General features: G+C 54.6%; 18 protein-coding genes and 3 tRNA genes. 19 read left to right on the top strand and 2 right to left on the bottom strand.

The window, feature by feature from the left end; translation table 11 throughout:
• Positions 1–4: 4 nt before the first annotated feature.
• Positions 5–3,676, bottom strand: a complete 3,672-nt coding sequence (locus tag ACIGCM_RS02135; RefSeq protein ID WP_397500386.1) for a PAS domain S-box protein — start codon at positions 3,674–3,676, stop codon at positions 5–7.
• A gap of 83 nt (positions 3,677–3,759) precedes the next feature.
• Positions 3,760–4,650 (bottom strand): LysR family transcriptional regulator, encoded by an 891-nt coding sequence (locus ACIGCM_RS02130; protein ID WP_397500385.1) that lies wholly within the window; start codon positions 4,648–4,650, stop codon positions 3,760–3,762.
• 132 nt (positions 4,651–4,782) lie between these two features.
• Between ACIGCM_RS02130 and leuC the strand changes: the two genes are divergently transcribed.
• The 19 genes from leuC (at position 4,783) to ACIGCM_RS02035 (ending at position 23,811) form a co-directional block, all read left to right on the top strand.
• Positions 4,783–6,210: a 3-isopropylmalate dehydratase large subunit gene (leuC, locus tag ACIGCM_RS02125; RefSeq protein WP_397500384.1), complete on the top strand. Its 1,428-nt coding sequence runs from the start codon at positions 4,783–4,785 to the stop codon at positions 6,208–6,210.
• Between the two features lie 10 nt (positions 6,211–6,220).
• Entirely contained in the window at positions 6,221–6,868 is a 648-nt protein-coding gene (gene leuD, locus ACIGCM_RS02120; protein ID WP_397500383.1) for a 3-isopropylmalate dehydratase small subunit, read from the top strand.
• A 66-nt stretch (positions 6,869–6,934) separates the two neighbouring features.
• Complete coding sequence (locus tag ACIGCM_RS02115; RefSeq protein WP_397500382.1) at positions 6,935–7,693, top strand: class I SAM-dependent methyltransferase; 759 nt, start codon at positions 6,935–6,937, stop codon at positions 7,691–7,693.
• 102 nt (positions 7,694–7,795) lie between these two features.
• Positions 7,796–8,878, top strand: coding sequence for a 3-isopropylmalate dehydrogenase (leuB, locus tag ACIGCM_RS02110; RefSeq protein ID WP_397500381.1), 1,083 nt, complete (start codon positions 7,796–7,798; stop codon positions 8,876–8,878).
• A 52-nt stretch (positions 8,879–8,930) separates the two neighbouring features.
• Entirely contained in the window at positions 8,931–10,043 is a 1,113-nt protein-coding gene (gene asd, locus ACIGCM_RS02105; RefSeq protein ID WP_397500380.1) for an aspartate-semialdehyde dehydrogenase, read from the top strand.
• A gap of 166 nt (positions 10,044–10,209) precedes the next feature.
• Positions 10,210–11,220, top strand: coding sequence for an aspartate-semialdehyde dehydrogenase (locus tag ACIGCM_RS02100; RefSeq protein WP_397500379.1), 1,011 nt, complete (start codon positions 10,210–10,212; stop codon positions 11,218–11,220).
• 154 nt (positions 11,221–11,374) lie between these two features.
• Positions 11,375–14,260 (top strand): FimV/HubP family polar landmark protein, encoded by a 2,886-nt coding sequence (locus ACIGCM_RS02095; protein WP_397500378.1) that lies wholly within the window; start codon positions 11,375–11,377, stop codon positions 14,258–14,260.
• Between the two features lie 3 nt (positions 14,261–14,263).
• Positions 14,264–15,130 (top strand): tRNA pseudouridine(38-40) synthase TruA, encoded by an 867-nt coding sequence (truA, locus tag ACIGCM_RS02090; protein ID WP_397500377.1) that lies wholly within the window; start codon positions 14,264–14,266, stop codon positions 15,128–15,130.
• A gap of 141 nt (positions 15,131–15,271) precedes the next feature.
• Positions 15,272–15,892 carry a phosphoribosylanthranilate isomerase gene (locus tag ACIGCM_RS02085; protein ID WP_397501091.1) on the top strand — a complete coding sequence of 207 codons (621 nt, stop codon included), beginning with the start codon at positions 15,272–15,274 and terminating at the stop codon, positions 15,890–15,892.
• Between the two features lie 154 nt (positions 15,893–16,046).
• Positions 16,047–16,958 (top strand): acetyl-CoA carboxylase, carboxyltransferase subunit beta, encoded by a 912-nt coding sequence (gene accD / locus ACIGCM_RS02080; RefSeq protein ID WP_397500376.1) that lies wholly within the window; start codon positions 16,047–16,049, stop codon positions 16,956–16,958.
• Positions 16,955–18,262, top strand: a complete 1,308-nt coding sequence (gene folC, locus ACIGCM_RS02075; protein WP_397500375.1) for a bifunctional tetrahydrofolate synthase/dihydrofolate synthase — start codon at positions 16,955–16,957, stop codon at positions 18,260–18,262. The genes accD and folC overlap by 4 nt, the downstream gene beginning before the upstream one ends.
• Positions 18,246–18,890 (top strand): SPOR domain-containing protein, encoded by a 645-nt coding sequence (locus ACIGCM_RS02070; RefSeq protein WP_397500374.1) that lies wholly within the window; start codon positions 18,246–18,248, stop codon positions 18,888–18,890. The genes folC and ACIGCM_RS02070 overlap by 17 nt, the downstream gene beginning before the upstream one ends.
• A gap of 67 nt (positions 18,891–18,957) precedes the next feature.
• Positions 18,958–19,503 (top strand): CvpA family protein, encoded by a 546-nt coding sequence (locus ACIGCM_RS02065; protein ID WP_339485765.1) that lies wholly within the window; start codon positions 18,958–18,960, stop codon positions 19,501–19,503.
• Positions 19,504–19,563: 60 nt separating this feature from the next.
• A complete protein-coding gene (gene purF / locus ACIGCM_RS02060) occupies positions 19,564–21,069 on the top strand; it encodes an amidophosphoribosyltransferase (RefSeq protein WP_397500373.1) in 1,506 nt (501 codons plus the stop codon).
• 69 nt (positions 21,070–21,138) lie between these two features.
• Positions 21,139–22,350 carry an O-succinylhomoserine sulfhydrylase gene (locus ACIGCM_RS02055; RefSeq protein ID WP_397500372.1) on the top strand — a complete coding sequence of 404 codons (1,212 nt, stop codon included), beginning with the start codon at positions 21,139–21,141 and terminating at the stop codon, positions 22,348–22,350.
• Positions 22,347–23,138, top strand: coding sequence for an SDR family oxidoreductase (locus tag ACIGCM_RS02050; RefSeq protein WP_397500371.1), 792 nt, complete (start codon positions 22,347–22,349; stop codon positions 23,136–23,138). The genes ACIGCM_RS02055 and ACIGCM_RS02050 overlap by 4 nt, the downstream gene beginning before the upstream one ends.
• A 308-nt stretch (positions 23,139–23,446) precedes the next feature.
• A tRNA-Val gene (locus ACIGCM_RS02045) sits at positions 23,447–23,522 on the top strand.
• A 33-nt stretch (positions 23,523–23,555) separates the two neighbouring features.
• Positions 23,556–23,632, top strand: a tRNA-Asp gene (locus tag ACIGCM_RS02040).
• Positions 23,633–23,734: 102 nt separating this feature from the next.
• A tRNA-Asp gene (locus ACIGCM_RS02035) sits at positions 23,735–23,811 on the top strand.
• The last annotated feature ends 202 nt before the right edge of the window (positions 23,812–24,013 follow it).

Genomic DNA, 24,013 nt, shown 5'->3' with positions numbered 1-24,013 from the left:
CGGTTTAGCTGCGTCGTTGCTGTTCTGGCGAGGATAGCAGCAGCGCCTTGAACTCATTGAGCGGAACGGGCTTGCTGAATAGGTAGCCTTGGTAGAGGAAGCAGCCTTGGCTAGCCAAGAAGTCGAGTTGTTCTTGTTGTTCAACGCCTTCGGCAATCACGGTCAAGGCGAGGCTGTTGGCCATGGCCACGATAGCGCGGATGATTTCAGCATCGTTGGGATCAGTTGTTGCGTCGTGGATAAAGGATTGGTCGATTTTCAGCACATCAACCGGTAGGCGCTTGAGGTAGGTCAGGGAGCTGTAGCCCGTGCCGAAGTCATCCATGGCGAAGCTCACACCCATGTCCCGCAATTGGTTCATTTTCTTGATGGTGTCATCAATGTTCTGGATGATGATGCTCTCGGTTACTTCCAGCTTCAGGCGCGGCAGGTTTTTTGCGTGCATGCAGTTTTTTACCAGATCAACAAAATCCTCCTGGCGGAACTGGCGTGGGCTGATGTTTACACAAAGGCTGAAATCATCATTTACCAATAGCCCCTCGCTCAAGAGTTGCGAGTAGACCCGGCACGCTTCTGCAAGTACCCAGCCACCCACTTCCAGGATTAACGCGCTTTCTTCGAGAACGTGAATGAACAGTCCGGGCGATTGCGCCCCGAGGGTCGGATGTTCCCAGCGTAAAAGCGCCTCAGCGCCGACTATTTGGTTGCTCCGTGCATCGACTTGGGGCTGGAAATACAGTTCGAACTCGCCCCGGGCATAGGCCAGGCGCAAGTCATTTTCCAAGCGCAGGCGCTCGCTGGCGGCCTCCTGCATGGAGTTGCGGAACAGCTGGATGGTATTGCGCCCCGAATCTTTTGCACGGTACAGGGCTATGTCGGCGCGTTTGAGCAGGTCTGCGGGGGTGTCGCCGTGATCCGGGATCAGGGCAATCCCAATGCTCGGGGTTACTTGCAGGCGCTGGCCGTCAAGCAGCATGGGTTCTGCCAGTAATTTGCGCAGTTGGTTGGAAATTTCACTGACTTGTAAGGTGACATCCTCCGTGCTGCCCTCTAAGCCTGAAATCAAGATGACAAATTCATCGCCGCCCAAACGGGCTACGGTGTCCTCCTGGCGTACGCTGGCTTCAAGGCGTGCAGTAATCAACCGCAGCACGTTGTCGCCAACTGGGTGGCCGAGTGAGTCGTTAATATGCTTGAAGTGATCCAGGTCGATAAACAGCAGTGCGCCACGTAAGTCGTGGCGTTTGAGCAGGGCTATCTGCTGGGTGAGGCGGTCCATCAACAGGCTGCGGTTGGGCAGGTTGGTCAGTGGGTCGTGATAGGCCATGTGCTGAACTTGAGCTTGAGCATTTTTTAGCTCACTGACGTCGCGTGCCGTTAACAGTAAGCAGGGGGTTTCATTAAGCTCAATGTTTTCAACAGAGACTTCGACAATTTTTGGCGTGCCGTCGCGATGCTTGCCGCGCATTTCCAAGTGATGCACGTGGCCCTTGTGCGCAAGCGTTTCGAGCATGTGCTGGCGCTCTTCGGCATTGGCCCAGATGTTGATCTCGTAAGCCGTTTTGCCGATAACTTCTTCAGCGCTATAGCCTGTGAGTTTGCAAAAGCCTTCGTTGACTTCGATGTATCGCCCACTGTCGCGCTCAGTAATAGTGATGGCGTCAGGGCTTGAGTGGAACGCTTTGGCAAATTTCTCTTGGCTGGCACGTAGCGCAGCTTCCGACAGTTCGCGCTCGGTAATGTCGCGGAAGGTGGTGGTGATGCACAAACGGCGGTCAACGCGGATAAATCGGGTCGAAATTACGCAGGTCAGCAGCGCCCCTGAACGGTGGTAAAAGCTGGCAACTTCTTCATCCAGAAATTGCTCGCGGTTGAGCTTTTGATAGAGCCGTTCACGATCACTCTGGTCTTTCCAAAAGCAGATATCCAGGCTGCTGCGATTGACAATGTCGGCATCTTCCCAGCCAAAGGTCTTGGTGAATTTTGGGTTTACATTAAGAAATACCCCGTCACTGACGCGTGTGACACAGATAGGATCGGGGTTGGCCTGAAATAATGTGGCGAATTTTTCTTCTGAGGCGGCCAGGCGCTGCTCTCTATGTACGCGCTCGGTGATGTTGACCAGTATGCCGGTCATGCGTAGGGGTGCGCCGTCAGCGTCAAGATAAAGCTTTGCGGTGCTCTCTATGTAGTGCGTAACACCATGGGTACGGTGTGAGCGGTAGATCACCTGAAACGTCTTGCGCGTTCCCGCCAGCAATTCCTTATAGGCTTTGAGCAGCATGCGCTGATCTTCCTGCGGCACAGTGCTGAGAAGTGTTTCAAGGTCACCGTGGTATGGCGTTGCTGGCAAGCCATGCAGCAGCGAGGTACGCGCTGAGCCATGCAGCAGGTTGCTGGGGACATGCCAGTCCCAGGTGCCCAGGTCAGCGGAGTCGAGAGCCAGGTTCAGCCGCTCCTGGCTCTCATTGAGTATCAGTGCCTGGGCACGCTGCTTTGAAACATCACGCACGCTGATGATCAGGCAGGCACGTCCTTCGAGGGTGATCTCGCCACCAAAGAGTAAATTAGTGCTGATGCTGCCGTCGCGGCTGTGCAGCCGAACCTCAAGCTCGTTGAGTTGATTGCGTTTTACTGCATTGAGCATCCGCAGGCGATCATCTAAATCCGCCCAGATTCCGAGGGCGACAGATGTGCGCCCCACAGCCTCGGCTTTACTCCAGCCAAATTGACGCTCAAAGCTGGGGTTTACCTCGATAAAGCGGCCTGAGCTCAGGTCGGTAATGACCACCGCATCTGGGCTGTATTGAAAGGCTTGGGAGAATTTCTCTTCGCTGCTGCGCAATGCTTCTTCAGCGCGCTTCTGTTGGCTGGTATCGGTGAATGAACTGAGCATAAATGGCTGGTTCTCCAGCTCTAGGTATTGGCTGGAAAGCACGCCATCAAGAATGACCCCGGTGCGGGTGCGTAACTGAACTTGCTGGACAATTGGCTCACGAATATCGACCAGGGCGCGCTTAAGGTATTGCTGTTCAGCTTCATGAATCCAGATATTCAGTTCATCACAGCTTTTGCCGATCGCTTCTGCTGCGGTCCAGCCAAAGCTATGTTCAAAATGCTGATTGACTTCAACCATGCAGTCATCCGCCAGGCGAACCAACATGACAATATCGGGGTTGAGCTGGAACAGGCTGGCAAAACGCTGTTCGGAGTTAACCAGGGCTTCAGAGCGTTGCTTCTGTACGGTGTAATCGCGGACTACACCGTACATGCGCGGTCGGTTTTGGCTGTCAGCGTTTAGGCTGCCATTGACTTCAATCCAATGCAGGCTGCCATCTGGCCAGACAATTCGATGGCGCATAGGGCGCATTTCTGGAGTGCCATCAATAATCTTGCGGAACAAAGCCAATACGTGTTCATGGTCTTCAGGTGGAACCAGATCCAGATAGTCAACGCGCTGGCTCAATGGTCGGCTCGCATCAAGACCATAAAGTGCTTGAGCGCCCCTTGACCAACTGATTTGCCCGCTTTCTATGTCCCAGAGCCAAGCGCCCAGTTTAGCCCCGTTGAGCGCCGCCAGTAGGCGCGGTGTGTCATCCCATGCCTGTTCGAATGCGGCTGGATCAAGGGCAGGGATATGGGGCAAGGCTACCGTGCGGTCATGATTTTTCGCCATTGGTGGCTCTATGGTTGATTCAGGTTGCCAGCGGCCAATGGCGAGTGCCGACATTAATTATTATAGCTTCACGTTAGCTGCATTCACGTGGCACGTGCAAGGTCGTCGCGCTGAGCATCGAGTAATTGCATAAAGGCCCGCGCCGCATTTGAAAGTGTTCGTTCACTGTGTGAGATATAGCCTAGCTGACGGCTGAGTTGGATGCCCGGCAAGGCCAGGCGAGAGACTTGCTCATCGAGCATGGTGCGCGGCAGTACGCTCCAGGCCAAGCCAATCGAAACCATCATCTTGATCGTCTCAAGGTAGTTGGTGCTCATGGCTATATTAGGGGTTAAGCCCTGAGCCTCGAACAAGCGCTGCACAATGTGGTGGGTGAAGGTGTTGCCGCCTGGAAATACGGCGGACTGGCCCGCAATGTCGGCGAGGCTGACATCGGGGTAATGGGCCAGTGGATGTTCCGGTGCAACTACAAAATCCAGCGGGTCATCCCAAACCGCTACTGCGCTCACAGGCTCGCGGGTTTCGGGTGCGAGGGTGATGACAGCAAGTTCAGCGCGGCCATGCAGCACTTCTTCGTAGGCAACCTCGGAGTCAAGAAATTGTATGTCCAGCGCCACTTGTGGATGCGCGCGGGTGAAGGCGCGTAATAGGGGAGGCAAGCGATGCAGGCCAATATGGTGGCTGGTCGCCAGCGTCAGCCTACCGCTGATCTCGCCACTTAAATTGGTCAGGGCACGACGTGTGTCATCCAGTACATTGAGAATCTGGTAAGCCCTGGGCAGCAGGGCTCGGCCAGCTTCAGTCAGGCTGACTTCACGGCCCAATCGATCAAACAGGCGTACGTTGAGTTGTTGCTCGAGGCTGGCGATCCGTTTGCTCACAGCAGGTTGAGTTAAGAACAGGCGTTCGGCTGCGTCAGAGAAGCTGCCGAGCTCAGCGATTGCGATAAATGCATTAAGGGTTGCCAGGTCCATGATGTATTCCTGAAGGTTATCCAATAGATGAAAAATATGAATTTGAGTAATTTAAAGCAAACCCATAAAATTGCCACATAAGCTAAAGGGATACTCCTGAAGCACAGAAAAATGTTGATGAGGAAAACGCTGATGGCCGGCAAGACGCTTTACGACAAACTCTGGGAAATGCACGAGGTTAAGCGCCGTGACGATGGTTCGTCGCTGATCTACATCGACCGGCATATCCTCCACGAAGTGACCTCTCCGCAGGCTTTCGAGGGTTTGCGTCTGGCCCAGCGTAAGCCATGGCGCATTGATGCGAACATCGCAACTCCGGATCATAACGTGCCGACCACCAAGGCCGAGCGCCAAGGTGGTTTGGAAGCGATCAGTGACGAAGTCTCACGTATTCAGGTGCAAACCTTGGACGAGAACTGCGACGCTTTCGGCATTCTTGAATTTAAGATGAACGATGTGCGTCAGGGTATCGTCCATGTGGTGGGGCCGGAGCAGGGTGCAACCTTGCCGGGCATGACTGTGGTATGTGGCGACTCGCACACTTCAACCCATGGCGCTTTTGGAGCCTTGGCGCACGGCATCGGTACTTCCGAGGTTGAGCATGTGCTCGCCACACAGTGCTTGGTCGCCAAGAAAATGAAGAACATGCAAGTTCGCGTTGAGGGCAAGCTGCCTTTTGGTGTTACGGCCAAGGACATCGTTCTGGCGGTGATCGGCAAAATCGGCACCGCTGGCGGTAATGGTCACGCGTTGGAGTTTGCCGGTAGCGCCATTCGTGATCTGTCGCTTGAAGGGCGCATGACCATCTGCAACATGTCGATCGAGGCAGGTGCTCGCGTGGGTATGGTTGCTGTCGATGAGAAAACCATCGAGTACGTCGCCAATCGTCCTTTCTCCCCTAAGGGCGAGCAGTGGGATCAAGCTGTGGCTCAGTGGCGTGGCCTGGTATCTGATGCCGATGCGCATTTTGATACTGTGGTTGAGCTGCGCGCTGAAGATATCAAACCGCAGGTGAGCTGGGGTACTTCGCCGGAAATGGTCTTGGCAGTTGATCAAAAGGTCCCGGACCCGGCAGCAGAAACCGACTTGGTTAAGCGTGACTCTATTACCCGTGCGTTGAAATACATGGGTTTGACCGCCAATCAGGCGATCACCGATATCCAGCTTGATCGCGTATTCATTGGTTCATGCACCAACTCGCGTATCGAAGACTTACGTGCTGCAGCCGAAGTGGCCAAGGGCCGCAAAGTTGCTGCAACCATCAAGCAGGCTATGGTTGTGCCGGGCTCAGGTTTGGTGAAGCAGCAGGCTGAAAAAGAAGGCTTGGACAAGATTTTTATCGAAGCCGGTTTTGAATGGCGCGAGCCTGGCTGCTCGATGTGTCTGGCGATGAACCCAGACAAACTCGGCAGTGGCGAGCATTGCGCATCGACGTCAAACCGCAACTTCGAAGGTCGCCAGGGTGCCGGTGGTCGTACTCACTTGGTGAGCCCGGCGATGGCTGCTGCTGCAGCTGTGACGGGGACTTTTATTGACGTTCGTGAATTGATTCAGGCCTGAGGAGACCGCCATGAAAGCGTTTACCCAACACACCGGTCTTGTTGCGCCGTTGGATCGTGCCAATGTCGACACTGACCAGATCATCCCCAAGCAGTTCTTGAAGTCGATCAAACGCACGGGTTTTGGCCCTAACTTGTTCGATGAGTGGCGCTATCTGGATGTCGGTCAGCCGAATCAAGACAGCTCCAAACGTCCAGTGAACAAAGATTTCGTGCTCAATTTCCCTCGCTACCAAGGCACCAGCGTCTTGCTGGCGCGTGAGAACTTTGGTTGCGGTTCAAGCCGTGAGCACGCGCCCTGGGCGCTGGAAGAGTATGGTTTTCGCACCATCTTGGCTTCAAGCTTTGCCGACATCTTCTACAACAACAGCTTTAAGAATGGCTTGCTGCCGATCATTTTGGCTGAAAGCGAGATGGATGAGCTGTTTGAACAGGCAGAAGCAACTGAAGGCTACCAACTGACCGTTGACCTTGAAGCGCAGAAAGTGACCCGTCCCGATGGTAAGCAGTACAGCTTTGAAGTCGATGCTTTCCGTAAACATTGTTTGCTCAATGGTCTGGATGACATCGGTTTGACCTTGCAGGACAGCGACGCCATCAGCGCTTTTGAAAGTGGTTATCGCCAGCAGCAACCTTGGTTGTTTGGCGCTATTAAGTGATGTAACGCTGCTGAAGTGCGCTTGATTCGGCCTTCAGCAGCTTTAGCCGAAGATGCAGAGGGCGAGATGAGTAAGCACAATCAAGTGGTTGAACGCCAGTTTGGCGAGCAGGCCAATGCTTATCTGAGCAGTGCCGTTCATGCCCAGGGGGCAGAATTTGCTCTGCTGCGTGAGTGTGTGGCGGCGCGACCAGAGGCGCGGGTACTCGACGTCGGTTGTGGTGCGGGGCATGTCAGCTTTCAGGTCGCGCCCCATGCGGCTGAGGTGATCGCTTACGATCTATCCCAACAAATGCTTGATGTGGTAGCTTCGGCCGCCGCTGAGCGTGGTTTGGATAATGTGCGCACTGAATGTGGCAAGGCCGAAAGCCTGCCCTTTGCCGATGAGCAGTTTGATTGTGTTTTCAGCCGCTATTCAGCGCACCACTGGCGTGATGTGGGCCAGGCATTGCGTGAGGTTCGCCGGGTGTTAAAGCCAGGTGGGGTGGCTGCATTCATTGATGTCGCTGCGCCAGAGCTGCCATTGCTGGACAGTCATTTGCAGGCGGTAGAGCTGCTGCGTGATACCAGCCACGTGCGTGACTATTCGCCGTCGCAGTGGTCACGCTTGGTCGGTGAAGCCGGATTGGTGCAAACCCGTTGCAGCCGCCAACGCTTGCGTTTGGAGTTCACCAGTTGGGTCGAGCGCATGCGCACCCCTGAGGTGTTTCGCCAGGCGATTCGAGCCTTGCAGCTGGCTGTAGGCGAAGAAGTTCGCGAGTATTTTGAGATTGCCGATGATGGCTCGTTTAGCACAGATGTTGTGGTGCTTTGGGCTGAACGCTAAGGAACTTCTGGAAATCGACTGCACGGCCTTTTTCAGATACTCCTTAAACAGATACGCATTAAAAATTTGCTGGCGCGCTTGGCGCCGTTTTGAGAGGAAAGCATGAGCAAACAGATTCTGGTTCTTCCTGGTGATGGCATTGGCCCAGAAATCATGGCTGAAGCTATTAAGGTGCTGGAACTGGCGAATGAAAAATTTCAGCTGGGCTTTGAGCTAAACCATGACGTTATCGGCGGCGCGGCCATCGACAAGCATGGCGTACCGCTGGCCGATGAAACCTTGGAGCGTGCGCGTAACGCCGATGCTGTTTTGCTGGGCGCAGTTGGCGGCCCTAAGTGGGACAAGATTGAGCGTGATATTCGCCCTGAGCGTGGCCTGCTGAAAATCCGTGCGCAGTTGGGGCTGTTCGCCAACCTGCGTCCGGCTATTTTGTATCCGCAATTGGCTGATGCTTCATCGCTCAAGCCAGAAGTGGTTGCGGGCCTGGATATTCTTATCGTTCGTGAACTCACAGGCGGTATTTACTTTGGCGCGCCACGCGGCACCCGTGAGTTAGAAAACGGTGAGCGTCAGGCCTACGACACCCTGCCATACAGCGAGAGTGAAATCCGCCGTATTGCCCGCGTTGGGTTTGATATGGCCCGTGTACGTGACAAAAAACTCTGCTCGGTAGACAAGGCCAACGTGCTGGCCTCCAGCCAGTTGTGGCGCGAAGTGGTTGAGGATGTCGCTAAGGACTACCCGGACATTGAGTTGTCGCACATGTATGTCGATAACGCAGCGATGCAGCTGGTGCGTGCGCCCAAGCAGTTTGACGTGATGGTCACCGACAATATGTTTGGCGACATTTTGTCGGATGAAGCTTCGATGCTCACCGGTTCTATCGGTATGCTGCCGTCGGCTTCGCTGGATGCCAATAACAAGGGTATGTATGAGCCATGCCACGGTTCTGCGCCGGATATCGCTGGCCAAGGCATTGCAAACCCATTGGCGACCATTTTGTCGGTGTCTATGATGCTGCGCTACAGCTTTAACCAGGCTGAAGCCGCTGCCGCCATCGAGCAGGCTGTGAGTAATGTGCTTGACCAAGGTTTGCGCACGGGTGACATCCACTCAGCGGGCACCACTAAAGTTGGGACTGCTGCCATGGGTGATGCGGTCGTCGCAGCATTGCGTAGTCTGTAATCTTTCGCGCGGCTGAAGCGCTTCAGTCGCGATTTATATAGGTGTAGTTGTTATGAAACGTGTAGGTCTTATCGGCTGGCGTGGCATGGTTGGTTCCGTGCTGATGCAGCGCATGCTTGAAGAACAGGATTTCGATTTGATCGAGCCGGTATTCTTCACCACATCCAATGTTGGTGGCCAAGGCCCGGCAGTGGGCAAAGATATTGCTCCACTGAAAGACGCCTACAACATTGATGAACTGAAAGGTCTGGATGTAATTCTGACCTGCCAGGGTGGCGACTACACCAATGACGTGTTCCCAAAACTGCGCGAAGCAGGTTGGCAGGGTTACTGGATTGACGCGGCGTCTTCGCTGCGCATGAATGATGACTCGGTCATTGTGCTTGATCCGGTTAACCGCAAGGTGATCGATCAGCAACTCGATGCAGGCACCAAGAACTACATCGGCGGCAACTGCACCGTCAGCTTGATGCTGATGGGCTTGGGTGGTTTGTTCGAGGCTGGCTTGGTTGAGTGGGCGAGTGCCATGACCTACCAGGCGGCGAGCGGTGCTGGTGCGCAGAACATGCGTGAGCTGATCAAGCAGATGGGCACCATCAACAGTTCAGTCGCTGAGCAATTGGCTGACCCGGCAAGTGCCATTTTGGATATCGACCGTCGCGTGGCAGAAAGCATGCGCGGTGAAGGCTTCCCAGTGGATAACTTTGGCGTGCCGTTGGCCGGCAGCCTGATTCCTTATATCGACAAGGAGCTGCCAAACGGCCAGAGCCGTGAAGAGTGGAAGGCGCAGGCTGAAACCAACAAGATTCTTGGTCGCTTCAAGAGCGCAATTCCGGTCGACGGTATCTGTGTGCGGATTGGCGCTATGCGTTGCCACAGCCAAGCGCTGACGATCAAACTGAACAAGGATGTGCCGATTTCGGACATCGAAGGGCTGATCAGTCAACACAATCCGTGGGTTAAGCTGGTGCCCAATCACCGTGAGCAAAGCATCACTGACCTCAGTCCGACTGCGGTAACGGGTACCTTGAGCGTGCCGGTAGGGCGCTTGCGTAAACTCAACATGGGGTCGCAGTATCTCGGCGCGTTCACCGTCGGCGACCAACTGTTGTGGGGTGCGGCTGAACCGTTGCGTCGTATGTTGCGGATCCTGCTGGAACGCTAATCGTCTGCGCGTTTGGCGCAGGGCTGATAGCGAAGTAAAAAGCGAGTTTAGACAGTTGTCGCGCAAGCGATGGCTGTCTGGCTCGCTTTTTTTACATTTGCATCACGGATCCAGCGTATTTGCGTTATACAGTGTCGGTTTTCATTGCCAAGAGTTCGAGCAGAGCATGACCGATAGCTATGATGTTGCAGTAATTGGTGCCACCGGCAGCGTAGGTGAAGCCCTGGTGCAAGTGCTGGAGGAGCGCAAGTTCCCTGTCGCTACCTTGCACGCCTTGGCTGGCGCAGAGTCGCTCGGGCAAACCGTTAGCTATAAAGGTCGAAACCTACGTGTGCGTGAAACGCAGGCGTTTGATTTCAGCGCAGTGCAACTGGTGTTCTTTGCTGCGGGACAGGGTGTGACCGCGCAGTACATTGATAAGGCCCGGGCTGCAGGGTGTGCCGTGATTGATCTGGCCGGTGGCTTGCCTTCTGAGCAAGCGCCGCGGGTCGTTCCAGAGGTCAATCCGCAGGTGCTGGAAAATCTTAAAGCACCTTATGTGGTGACCAGTCCAGCGTCGATCAGTGTGGCTGTGGGTTGCGTGCTCGCAGCGCTGGCCCAAGAGGTGAGTGTCCAAAGGATTAATCTGACTGCCTGCTTAGCGGTGTCAAGTCGAGGCCGTGAAGGCATCAATGAATTGGCCAGGCAGACGGCTGAGTTGCTCAATGGGCGGGCATTTGAACCGCAGGTGTTTGGCCGACAGATGGCTTTTAATATGTTGGCTCAGGTTGATCAGCCTGATGAGCAGGGGCACGGTCTGCTGGAGAAGCGCGTTGCCGCTGAGCTAAAGGAATTGCTGGGTGAGCCGAAATTAAAGGCATCGGTAAATTGCATTCAGGCACCGGTGTTTTTTGGCGACAGCCTCAGCGTTTCCCTGCAAACCGCTAAAGCAGTTGATATCGCTAAGGTATGTGATGTTTTACAGCGTGCGCCGGCGCTGGAATGTGTAGAGTTCGAAGATTATCCGACGGTTGTCGGTGATGCGGTTGGCCAAGATGTGGTTTACGTCGGCCGTGTTCGTGCGGGTCTTGATGACCCTGCAGAACTTAATTTGTGGATTGCGTCTGATAATGTGAGGAAAGGCGCTGCCATAAATGCTGTGCAGTTAGCTGAGTTATTGATAAAACACTATCTGTAAAAGATACTTAGCTGGTGATTTAAAGAATTTTTCGAGCTTGGTACTACGGGTTCAAAGTGTATCTGATTGGGGAATCGCGTTTAGCGAATGCAGGCAGACACATTTTGGGCCGTTTTGTACGCCGAGATAAAAGAAAAAAACAAGGGATTAAAATATGCTTCGGGTTCGCAAACTGGTGCTGGCAATGGCAGCTGCTTCGGCGCTGTCCTCCGGTATGGCGCACGCGCTGGGTCTGGGTGAAATCACTCTGAAATCCTCGCTGAATCAACCGCTGGAGGCAGAAATTGAGTTGGTTGAAGCCAGAGATCTGGCTCCCAACGAAGTATTGCCGAGCCTGGCGACCCCGGAAGAATTCAATAAGGCTGGGGTAGAGCGCCAGTTCTTTTTGACTGATCTTAAATTTACCCCGGTGATCAAGCCGAATGGTAAAAGCGTTATTCGCATCACCTCATCCAAGACTGTGCGCGAGCCTTACCTAAACTTTTTGGTTGAAGTGCTCTGGCCAAATGGCCGTTTATTGCGCGAATACACGGTATTGCTAGACCCGCCTCTCTATTCGCCGCAAGCCGCTGCTGCGCCTCGTGCCGCTGTAACTGCCCCGATTGCGCGTACGACTGTGGCCCCGGCTCCTCGTCCTGCTCCGCGTCCAGCTGCTTCTGCTTCAGCGTCGCGCCCGGCTAATACTGCTGCAGCTCAAACCAGCGCGCCTAGCGCACCGGGAAGCAACCAGTACCGCACGCAGAATAATGACAACTTGTGGGAAATCGCTCAGCGTTCTCGTCAGAACGGCAGTGTTCAGCAGGCGATGTTGGCTATTCAGGACCTCAATCCGGATGCCTTTATTGATGGCAACATCAATCGCATGAAGCGTGGCCAGGTCCTGCGCCTGCCGGATCAGGCAGACATCAGCAAGCGCTCACAAGCTGAGGCCGTGGCCCAGGTTAATGAACAGAACGCGGCATGGCGTGAAGGCCGCAGCGTTGCCGCTGGTGCGCGTCAGTTGGATGCCACCAAGCGCGAAGTTGCAGGTTCTGCGCCTGCGCAAGCCAAGTCAGAAGATAAGCTCAAGCTTGTTTCTGCTGAGACAGGCAAGGCGACAGCGGGCAGCGACAAGGGGCAAGCAGACAGTGAAGCGATCAGCAACAAGCTGGCCGTGACTCAAGAAAGCCTTGATTCGACACGTCGTGCCAACGAAGAACTTTCAGGGCGCATGAGCGACTTGCAAGGCCAGGTCGACAAGCTGCAGCGCTTGATCAAGCTTAAAGATGATCAGTTGGCCAAGTTGCAAGCCGATCTGGCCAAGCAGGGTGGTGCAGCAGCAACGGCTGCCGCTGCCCAAGCCAGCCCAGAGTCTGCACCAGAGACAACGTCTGAACCTGTTGCTCCGGCTGCCGATACATCGCCAGCCCCGACGGCTGGAACAGATGCACCGGCAGATGCGCCAGAGTCAGCCGCAGCTGTTCCTGAAACAGCAGCGCCTGGCGAAACTGAAGAACCTGATTTCAATTACAGTGAAGAGCCAGCGGCAACACCGCAAGCCTCGGCTCCGGCTGAAGCAGTTGCGCCTGAGCCAACGCCTGCACCTGCACCTGCGCCAGAGCCAGAGCCAGCCAAGCCTGTTGCTCCAGCCGTTCAGCCTGCTCCAGCGTCAATGGTTGACGACCTGTTAGCCAATCCAATGCTGCTTGGAATCGTTGCGGCCGGTGGTTTGCTGGCTTTGCTGGTACTGCTGATGATCATCTCGCGCCGTAAAGCGCAGAAAGAATCTGAACAGGTCGATGACAGCCTTGAGCCAGACAATGGTTTCGCTGCTGAGGCCGAGTTGCCAGACGATAGTTTTGCGGGTCTGGACGATGATTTGGATCTGGGCGGTGATCAAGCTGATCTCGCAAGCGAGGCGCGGACAACCCCGCAAACGACTGATGTGCTGGGCGAAGCCGACATTTACATCGCTTATGGGCGCTTTAATCAAGCGGCCGAGTTGTTGCAAGGCGCGATCAATGACGAGCCAGAACGTAGTGATCTGCAGCTCAAGTTGATGGAAGTCTACGCCGAGATGGGTGACCGTGATGGTTACGCGCGTCAGCAAGAAGAGTTACGTGCGATGGGCGGTGCAACTGAGGAAGTTGCTCTGCTCAATGCTAAATATCCAGCGATGGCGGGTCTGGTGGGTGGTGTTGCCTTAACTGCAGCAGCCGAGAACGAGCTCGACAGTTTTAGTCTTGATGACTTGACCATGGATGATATCGACTCAACTGCTGAGCCGGTTGACCCGCGGGCTGATGTTGTTGATAGTGATGACTCCTTTGACCTGAGCCTGGATGATCTTGAGTCCGAGTTGGACAGCCAACTGCAGTCGACTGCAAGCAACGACATGGGCAGCTTTGATCTTGATACTGAGCTTGAGCAGTCGGTTACCACTCCAGTTGCAGATCAAGATGATGACCTGGGTTTTGAGCTGAGCCTTGATGAAGAGGCCGGCAAAGAAGACGAGCTGGCTGACTTCAATTTTGACCTGGACAGCACTCCGGTTACCGAACAGCCTGGCACTGTATCGGCTGACGATGACTTCCTGCTGAGCCTGGATGATGATCTGCCACCTGCTGTTGAACCTGTGCCTGAAACTGCGGCCAAAGACGAACTGGTAGACGATTTTGGTTTGCCCGACGATTTTGATCTGTCGTTAAGTGATGAGCTGGATGTTGCACCCTCTGCAAAACCTGATAACTTTGCCGCCCAGTTGGACGAAGTTACGGCTGAGCTTGATCAACTGAGTGATAGCCTTGAGCAGCAGAAGGCGGCTGATGAACTTGATATGCCTGAGTTCACGGAAGCTTCATCGGTTGCGGCATTTGAAGACGAAGATGATTTCGACTTCCTGTCTGGCACTGATGAAACGGCGACCAAGCTGGATCTGGCTCGGGCCTACATTGATATGGGCGACTCCGAGGGTGCACGAGACATCCTTGATGAAGTGGTTGCTGAAGGTAATGACGATCAACAGAAAGAAGCCAAAGAGTTGATCGATAAACTGGTTTGATAAATGTCTGATGCTCTACCTGCAACGGCGGCCGAAAGGGCCGCCGTTGGCGTTTTCAAAATAGCCCTTGGCGTTGAATACAAAGGCTCCCGCTATCGTGGCTTCCAGCGCCAGAAGGCCGGTGTGCCCTCCGTTCAGGAATCGCTTGAAAGAGCCATTTCGAAAGTAGCCGGTGGTGCGCCAATCACCCTCAGTTGTGCGGGGCGTACCGATGCACTGGTTCATGCCAGCGCTCAGGTGGTGCATTTCACCACCACTGTTGAACGCAGCATGCATGCCTGGATCATGGGCACCAATATGAACTTGCCCGGCGACATCAGTGTGGCTTGGGCCAAAAGCATGCCTGAACATTTTGATGCGCGCTTTTGTGCGCAGGCCCGGCGTTATCGCTACGTGATCTATAACGACCAGATTCGCCCGGCCCACATGGCTGAGGAGGTGACCTGGAACCACCGTCCATTGGATGTTGAGCGTATGCGGGCGGCGGCTGAGTATTTCGTCGGTACCCACGACTTCAGTGCATTCCGTGCGCGCCAGTGTCAGGCCAAGTCACCGATCAAGACCGTTCATCATCTGCAGTTGCTTGAGCATGGGCGTTTTATTGTGCTGGATATTCGTGCCAACGCATTCTTGCATCATATGGTGCGCAATATCGCGGGTGTTCTGATGACCATCGGTGCAGGTGAGCGCCCGGTGGAATGGGCCAAGGAAGTCCTTGATACATGCGTGCGGCGCACCGGTGGAGTCACTGCGCATCCTTATGGCTTGTACTTGGTTCAGGTTGATTACCCGGCGGAGTTTGATCTACCTAAGCGCTATTTGGGGCCGCACTTTCTATCGGGTTTGCCAGATGTCATGGCCGACAGCTAGTGTTGGATTAAAGTAGGGCTCAGTATCTCAGCACTTTTGTCGGGTTGGTTTGAGGCTGTTTATGATGCGCATGCAGCAGATGGCGCGTTAAGCTGTCCATTAAGGTGACCCTTGAGCATGTTGAATAAAGGAAATCAGTCGTTGTCAGTCGTTCGAAGCAAAATTTGCGGAATTACCCGGCTTGAAGATGCGCGCGTTGCGATAGCAGCGGGTGCCGATGCGATTGGTTTTGTGTTTTATCCAAAAAGCCCGCGGGCCGTGACCATTGAGCAGGCTCGGGCGATTATTGCTGAGTTGCCACCTTTGGTGACGACTGTTGGCCTGTTCGTCGATATGCCTCGTGAACAATTGCAGCAGCTGCTTAAACAAGTGCCGCTGGACCTATTGCAGTTTCATGGCGACGAAACACCTGAACAATGTGAAGGCTTTGGCCGGCCCTATATAAAAGCCTTGAGGGTCAAACCGGGTGATGATGTAGCCGAGCTGATTGCCCCTTACGCGTCGGCAAGTGGCATATTGCTCGATACCTTTGTTGCCGGTGTGCCGGGTGGAACTGGGGAGGCCTTTGACTGGACATTAGTGCCGCAAGGGCTGGAAATGCCGATTATTCTAGCGGGCGGGCTTACGCCTGATAATGTGATGGCTGCGATTTCGCAGGTTAAACCCTACGCCGTTGATGTCAGTGGTGGGGTCGAGGCGAGTAAAGGCCTTAAGGATTCGAGCAAGGTGCAAGCCTTTGTCAAAGCAGTTCGTGGCGCCTGATGTGACGGTTTGTTGAGCTTGGCCGTCCATAAACCTATTGCCTGTACTGCAGTGCATGCCGGTGGCTTCGGCCAGGCAAGCGCCATACTGAAGAATTTGTTTGAATATGCAGCGCTGCTGACATATTCAGAACCACAGCTTGGGAGAGAAGAGCATGAGTAACTGGTTGGTAGATAAGCTGATTCCGTCGATCATGCGTTCTGAGGCCGCGAAGAGCTCAGTGCCAGAAGGCCTGTGGCACAAATGCCCGTCTTGCGATGCGGTTCTGTATAAGCCAGAACTCGAGAAGACGCTGGATGTGTGCATCAAGTGCAACCACCACATGCGTATCGATGCGCGCACGCGCCTGGATATCTTTCTGGATAAAGAAGGCCGTGAAGAAATCGGGGCTGACCTTGAGCCTGTTGATCGCCTGAAATTCCGCGACAGCAAAAAATACAAAGACCGTATCGTCGGTGCACAGAAGCAAACCGGTGAAAAAGATGCATTGGTCGCCATTAGCGGCACGCTCGAAGGCATGCCGATTGCGACCTGTGCCTTTGAGTTCTCTTTTATGGGTGGCTCAATGGGTGCCGTGGTAGGTGAGCGCTTTGTTCGTGCGGCCAATGTGGCCTTGGAAAAACGCTGCCCGTTGGTGTGTTTCTCTGCCTCCGGCGGTGCGCGTATGCAGGAAGCGCTGATCTCGTTGATGCAAATGGCTAAAACCTCGGCCGTGCTTGCGCGTATGCGTGAAGAAGGTCTGCCATTCATCTCGGTGCTTACCGATCCGGTCTACGGTGGTGTTTCAGCCAGTCTGGCGATGCTCGGGGATGTGATTGTTGCTGAGCCTAAAGCGCTGATCGGTTTTGCCGGGCCGCGAGTGATCGAGCAAACCGTACGCGAGAAGCTGCCTGAAGGTTTCCAGCGCAGTGAGTTCCTGATTGAGCACGGCGCTATCGACATGATTATTTCGCGCAGCGAGTTGCGTCCACGTCTGGCGCGTTTGCTTGCACAAATGCAGCATCTGCCGACACCATCGCGTACCACTGCCGCTGCCACTGCTCCGGTTGAGACGGCTTCTGCATGAGCCAACGCTCTTTAGCTGATTGGTTGGCGTATCTGGAGCAGCTGCATCCCAGTGCCATAGACATGGGCTTAGAGCGTTCCCGTCAGGTTGCGCAGCGCATGGGGCTGGACAAGCTGGCTCCATTGACTATTACCGTTACCGGCACCAACGGCAAAGGCTCAACCTGCGCCTTTATTGCGTCGCTGCTTGAAGAGCAAGGCTTGGCTGTTGGGGTCTATAGCTCACCGCATTTGCTGCGCTACAACGAACGGGTGCAAATCGCTGGCAAAGAGGCCAGTGATGAACTGCTCTGCGAGGCATTCGCAGCAGTTGAAGCGGCCCGTGGCGATATTTCCCTGACCTATTTCGAGATGGGCACACTAGCCGCGTTCTGGCTGTTTAAGCGTCAGCAGCTTGATGCTGTGGTGCTTGAAGTTGGCCTTGGCGGTCGCCTTGATGCCGTTAACCTGATTGATGCAGATATCGCGCTGGTGACCAGTATTGGTGTTGATCATGTCGACTGGCTAGGCGACAGCCGTGAGTCCGTATCCGTTGAGAAGGCAGGTATCTACCGCGCGGGCAAGCCTGCATTGTGTGGTGATTTAGATCCTCCGCAGCCGCTGCTTGATTGTGTGGCTGAGCTGCAAGCTCCTTTTTATCTGCGTGGTCGCAATTACGACCTGCAGGTTAACGAGAGTGGCTGGACATGGCGCGGTGTCGATGTGCAAGGTGGTGCGTTGGAACTTATTAACCTGCCATTACTCGATTTACCCATGGAAAATGCCGCGCTGGCATTGCAGGCTTATGCGTTGACTGGGCTTGCATGGCAATCCGGGCAGATTGAGCGTGCATTGCTGAGCACCCGTGTTACGGGTCGGCTTGATCGTCGTCAGTTCGATTGGCATGGAAAGCCCCTGACGTTATTGCTCGATGTTGGGCATAATCCCCATGCTGCCGAGTATTTAGCTGGACGCTTGGCACTCAAGCCTGTCGTGGGGAAGCGTTTGGCAGTATTTGCTTTACTGGCCGATAAAGACCTTGCTGGTGTTGTATCGCCATTATTGCCGCATATTGCTGACTGGGCTGTGGCACCATTGCCGACAAGTCGTACGCGACCGGCTGCGGAGCTTGCTGAGTATTTAACTGATTGTGCGGCGCAGGTTGCGGTTTTTAATGATGTGCGTTGTGCATTGGACGCACAATGCGCTAAAGCCTCGGCAGAAGATGAAATTCTTTTGTTCGGGTCGTTTTATTGTGTGGCCGAGGCCTTGGAATGGCTGGCGGGCCATACCAATGGAGTAGGTCAGGATGGCTTTGCTGGATAAAAACTTGCTGCAACGTATTGTTGGCGCTTTGGTGTTGTTGGCCTTGGCAATTATTTTTATCCCCATGCTGTTGTCTCGGCAGGATGAAACCCAGCGTGTTGTGGTCGATGCGCCTAGCATGCCGGAGGCACCGGTGATGCCTGAAATCGAAATGCAGCCGGTCACCGTGCCTAAGCCCGAAATCATTGAGGAAGCGCCTGGGCAAGCAGATCAAGGCCCTGATCCTATTGCCGATATCATTGAGCAAAACAGTGATGAGCCGGTTAATCCAGTGCCGGCCACGCCACCGCCAGAAGCGCGTGAGCAGGCCAAGGTGGATGCTGCTGCCCGCGCTGAGCAGCCGGTGGCTGAAGCAGAAAAGCCCGTGAGTCGCCTGGATGCTAACAGTTTGCCTGTTAGCTGGTCGGTGCAACTGGCCAGTTTGTCCAGTCGCAGTGGTGCGGAAAACCTGCAAAAGACCCTGCGTGCGCAAGGCTACAATGCCTATATCCGCACCTTTGAAGGCATGAATCGGGTCTTTGTTGGCCCTCTGGTTGAGCGTGCCGAGGCTGATCGTCTGCGCGATCAGTTGAACCGAAAGCAGAAACTAAACGGATTTGTTGTTCGTTTTAAACCAGAAAGCAGTTGATCGACCGCTTACTCGGAGCGCTTCGCTCTGTTAAAATACAGCGCCATTTCTGTTGGTAGCCTGAACCGTGGTATTTACCTGGGTCGATTGGGCCATTATCGCCGTCATTGGCGTATCAAGTTTGATCAGTCTAAGCCGTGGCTTCGTCAAAGAAGCCTTATCGTTGCTGACTTGGATCATTGCGGGCGCTGTTGCCTGGATGTTTGGCGGCGCACTGTCGCACCATTTAGAAGGCTTTATTCAAACGCCGTCGGCTCGAGTCATCGCCGCCTGTGCCTTGCTATTTATTGCCACCCTGATGGTCGGTGCGCTGGTCAATTACCTGCTTGGCGAGTTGATTCGGGTGACGGGTTTATCGGGCACCGATCGTTTTCTCGGCATGGTCTTTGGGGCTGCGCGGGGTGGTTTGTTGGTTGTGTTACTGGTCGGGCTGGTGAGCCTGGCCCCGGTACAAGAGGATCCGTGGTGGCAGCAATCAACGCTGGTGCCGCATTTTTTATTGGTTGCTGACTGGTCAAAGAACCTTATTTTAGGAATGTCCAGTGAGTGGCTTGCGAGTGGCATCAGTGCTCCGGCTGAGCTGCCGTTTAAACAGGTTCTCACGCAGCCTTAATTGGGGCTGCAATGAGTGCATTGCGATTTAGTCTGTTTCTCTACGTAGGGGTTGCGCCACATGTGCGGCATTGTCGGTATCGTCGGTAAATCGAACGTCAATCAGGCGCTGTATGACGGTTTAACCGTTCTACAGCACCGCGGCCAGGACGCTGCCGGTATTGTGACCAGTCACGATGGTCGCCTGTTCTTGCGCAAAGACAATGGTCTGGTGCGTGATGTCTTCCAGCAGCGCCATATGCAGCGTCTGGTCGGGCATATGGGTATTGGCCATGTGCGCTACCCAACGGCTGGCAGTTCCAGTTCGGCTGAAGCACAACCCTTTTACGTAAACTCGCCATACGGCATTACCTTGGCGCACAACGGTAACCTGACCAACGTTGAACAGCTGGCCAAGGAGATTTACGAATCTGACCTGCGCCACGTCAACACCAACTCGGACTCCGAAGTGCTGCTCAATGTGTTCGCCCACGAGTTGGCCCAGCGCGGTAAGTTGCAGCCGACTGAAGAAGATGTATTCGCCGCCGTCAGTGAGGTTCACGAGCGCTGTGTAGGCGGTTACGCCGTAGTTGCCATGATCACGGGCTACGGTATTGTCGGTTTCCGCGATCCCCACGGTATTCGCCCAATCGTCTTTGGTCAGCGCCACACCGATGAAGGCGTTGAATACATGATCGCTTCGGAAAGCGTTTCTCTGGACGTGCTCGGCTTTACCCTGATCCGTGATCTGGCCCCCGGCGAAGCGGTCTATATCACTGAAGATGGCAAGTTGTTTACCCGCCAGTGTGCGACTAACCCGCAATATGCCCCGTGCATCTTTGAGCACGTTTACCTGGCGCGTCCTGATTCAATCATGGACGGCGTTTCGGTGTACAAAGGGCGTCTGCGCATGGGTGAGAAGCTGGCAGAGAAAATTGCCCGCGAGCGTCCTGATCACGATATCGATGTGGTTATTCCTATTCCAGACACCAGCCGCACTGCGGCGTTGGAGTTGGCCAACCACCTGGGTGTGAAGTTTCGCGAAGGTTTTGTTAAGAACCGCTATATCGGCCGTACCTTCATCATGCCGGGCCAGGCAGCGCGTAAGAAGTCTGTACGCCAGAAACTCAATGCCATTGAGCTTGAGTTCCGCGGCAAGAACGTCATGCTGGTCGATGACTCGATCGTGCGGGGCACCACCTGCAAGCAGATTATCCAGATGGCCCGTGAAGCTGGGGCTAAGAATGTTTACTTCTGTTCTGCAGCACCGGCTGTACGTTATCCGAATGTTTACGGTATCGACATGCCAAGTGCCCATGAGCTGATCGCGCACAACCGCACCACTGAACAAGTTGCCGAGTTGATCGGCGCTGATTGGTTGGTCTATCAAGACCTTGAGGACTTGATAGATGCCGTTGGTGGCGGCAAGATCAAAATCGATAAATTTGATTGCGCGGTGTTTAACGGTGAGTACATCACCGGCGATGTCGATGAGTTCTATCTGAACAAAATCGAGCAAGCGCGGAATGACTCGACCAAAATCAAATCGCAAGCTGTCAGTGCGATTATTGATTTGTACAACAATTGATACCTTGGGGCCGCTTATGCGGCCCCATTGCTTTAGTTAGCCAGAGCTTTAGTTAGAGAGGAAAGCAAGATGTCTCAAGACTGGGATGCCGGACGTCTGGACAGTGACCTGGAAGGTGTTGGCTTTGAAACCCTGGCGGTTCGAGCCGGTCAGCATCGCTCGCCCGAAGGGGAGCACAGCGAAGCGCTGTACCCAACCTCCAGCTATGTATTTCGCACCGCAGCTGATGCTGCTGCGCGCTTTGCCGGTGAAGTGCCCGGTAACGTCTATTCGCGCTACACCAACCCAACCGTGCGTGCTTTCGAAGAGCGTATTGCGGCGATGGAGGGTGCTGAGCAGGCAGTAGCGACCTCCACTGGGATGTCTGCGATTCTGTCGATTGTCATGAGTCTGTGCTCTGGCGGTGACCATGTGCTGGTCTCGCGCAGTGTATTTGGTTCGACCATCAGCTTGTTTGAAAAATATCTCAAGCGCTTTGGGGTTGAAGTCGATTATGTGCCGCTGTCTGATCTAAACGCCTGGTCTGCGGCATTCAAACCAAACACCAAGCTGTTGTTTGTTGAGTCGCCCTCAAATCCTCTGGCCGAGTTGGTTGATATCGCGGCTTTGGCTGAGATCGCCCACAGTAACGGTGCATTGCTCGCCGTCGATAACTGTTTCTGCACCCCGGCACTGCAGCGTCCTCTGACGCTGGGTGCCGATGTGGTTATGCACTCAGCGACCAAGTACATCGATGGTCAAGGTCGCAGTATGGGCGGTGTGGTTGCGGGTCGTAGCGAGTTGATGAAGGAAGTCGTTGGCTTCCTGCGCACGGCTGGGCCCACCCTGAGTCCATTCAATGCATGGATCTTCCTCAAGGGCTTGGAAACCCTCAGTGTGCGCATGCAGGCGCATTGCGCTCGCGCTCAGCAGTTGGCGCAGTGGTTGGAGCAGCAGCCAGGGGTTGAACATGTGTATTACGCCGGGTTGCCAAGCCATCCACAGCATGAGCTGGCCAAGCGTCAGCAAAGTGGCTTTGGTGCGGTGCTCAGCTTTGAGGTTGCGGGTGGTAAAGAAGCAGCATGGCGTTTTATCGATGCCACGCGGGTGATATCGATCACCACTAACCTGGGTGATACCAAAACCACCATCGCCCATCCGGCAACCACTTCCCACGGTCGCCTGTCACCGCAAGAGCGCGCAAACGCTGGGATTGGCGATAATCTGATTCGCGTGGCTGTCGGTCTTGAAGATGTGTTGGATCTGCAGGCGGATCTGGCGCGTGGTCTGGCAGCGCTTTGAGCGATCAAGCTGACGCCGACTGGGCCCTCGATGTCGGCCCTGCAGCCACCGGCAAGGTCGCGCTGGTTACCGGTGCTGCGCGCGGCATCGGTATGGGCATCAGTGCGTGGTTGATTGCTGAGGGTTGGCATGTGGTGTTGGCCGACTTGGATCGCGCTCGCGGCGCTAAGGTTGCTAAAGCGCTGGGTGAAAACGCCTGGTTCGTGGCCATGGATGTCGCTGATGAAGAGCAGGTCGCAACGGGTGTGGCGCAGGTTCTCGGGCAATTTGGTCGGCTTGATGCGTTGGTCTGCAATGCAGCGGTGTCTGAGCCGCACAGTCTTGATCTTGAAAGCCTCAATCTGGCGCGCTGGAACAAGACCCTGGCAATTAACTTGACCGGACCGATGCTACTGGCCAAGCACTGCGTGCCGTATTTGCGCGCGCACCGGGGTGCTATCGTCAACCTGACTTCAACCCGCGCCCATCAATCCGAGGCCTGCACTGAGGCCTATGCTGCGAGCAAGGGTGGTTTGCTGGCCCTGACTCACTCGCTGGCGATCAGTCTGGGGCCAGATGTCCGGGTTAATGCCGTAAGTCCGGGCTGGATTGATACGCGAGACCTCAGTGAGCAGCGTGCTGAGCCTCTAACGGCCTCGGATCATGCCCAGCACCCAGCGGGGCGTGTGGGCAATGTGCAGGATGTAGCGGCGATGGTGGCGTGGTTGCTGTCGAGTCGCGCCGGCTTTGTCACTGGGCAAGAGTTTGTGGTTGACGGTGGCATGACCAAGAAGATGATTTACCAGTAGATCACTCGCCAACCTGTATCTGTGCCCGGTAGGCGGGTGACGATTTTTTCTTCCGCCATTTGCAGCGCAGCTATTGGAGTTGTTAATCGACTCTTCGCTGGGCAAGCTTCACATTCTCGCATTCTGCGTCTAACCGGTTTTTATTCGACTGCGCAGGGCTATTCTGTATCGGCTTGATCAGCAAATGATCACTCGCATATTGGCCACCTCATTAATTCAATTTATTTACCCTGTTTTAAGAAAAACTTTAAGCAGGGTATTGACTTAGGTGCGGCCCACGCGTAAATTTCGCGTCCTCGCAAAGGCAAGGGTGATTAGCTCAGCTGGGAGAGCATCTGCCTTACAAGCAGAGGGTCGGCGGTTCGATCCCGTCATCACCCACCACTTTGTGATTTGGATGAAAGTCCAAGAAAATGCGCAGCGGTAGTTCAGTTGGTTAGAATACCGGCCTGTCACGCCGGGGGTCGCGGGTTCGAGTCCCGTCCGCTGCGCCATATTTTCCATGACGAGTTTACTCGGCATGAGGTAAGCACAAGCCAACTTGGTTGTACTGCCAGATGAAGTAACGTGTTTTAGGGTGTAAGCCCAACGAACATGCAGCGGTAGTTCAGTTGGTTAGAATACCGGCCTGTCACGCCGGGGGTCGCGGGTTCGAGTCCCGTCCGCTGCGCCAAATACGAAACCCTCAGATAGCAATATCTGAGGGTTTTTTATTGCCTGCAATTTGCTGTCATTCAAGCGTCATCTTGGCTTTCTAAACTGCACCTGCGCGGTCTCGCGTCGATCAATCAAGAGAAAGGTGATGCTATGGAAGACTATCAAGAAGAGTTGCTGGAAGCGCACGCCGTTGAGTTGGATGTACCGGAGCTGACGGA

This window comes from Pseudomonas sp. NPDC078700 (assembly GCF_044542375.1).
Classification (GTDB): Bacteria; Pseudomonadota; Gammaproteobacteria; order Pseudomonadales; family Pseudomonadaceae; genus Aquipseudomonas.
The sequence above is the reverse complement of the archived record's forward strand: the minus strand, read 5'-3'. Positions and strand labels throughout refer to the sequence as shown.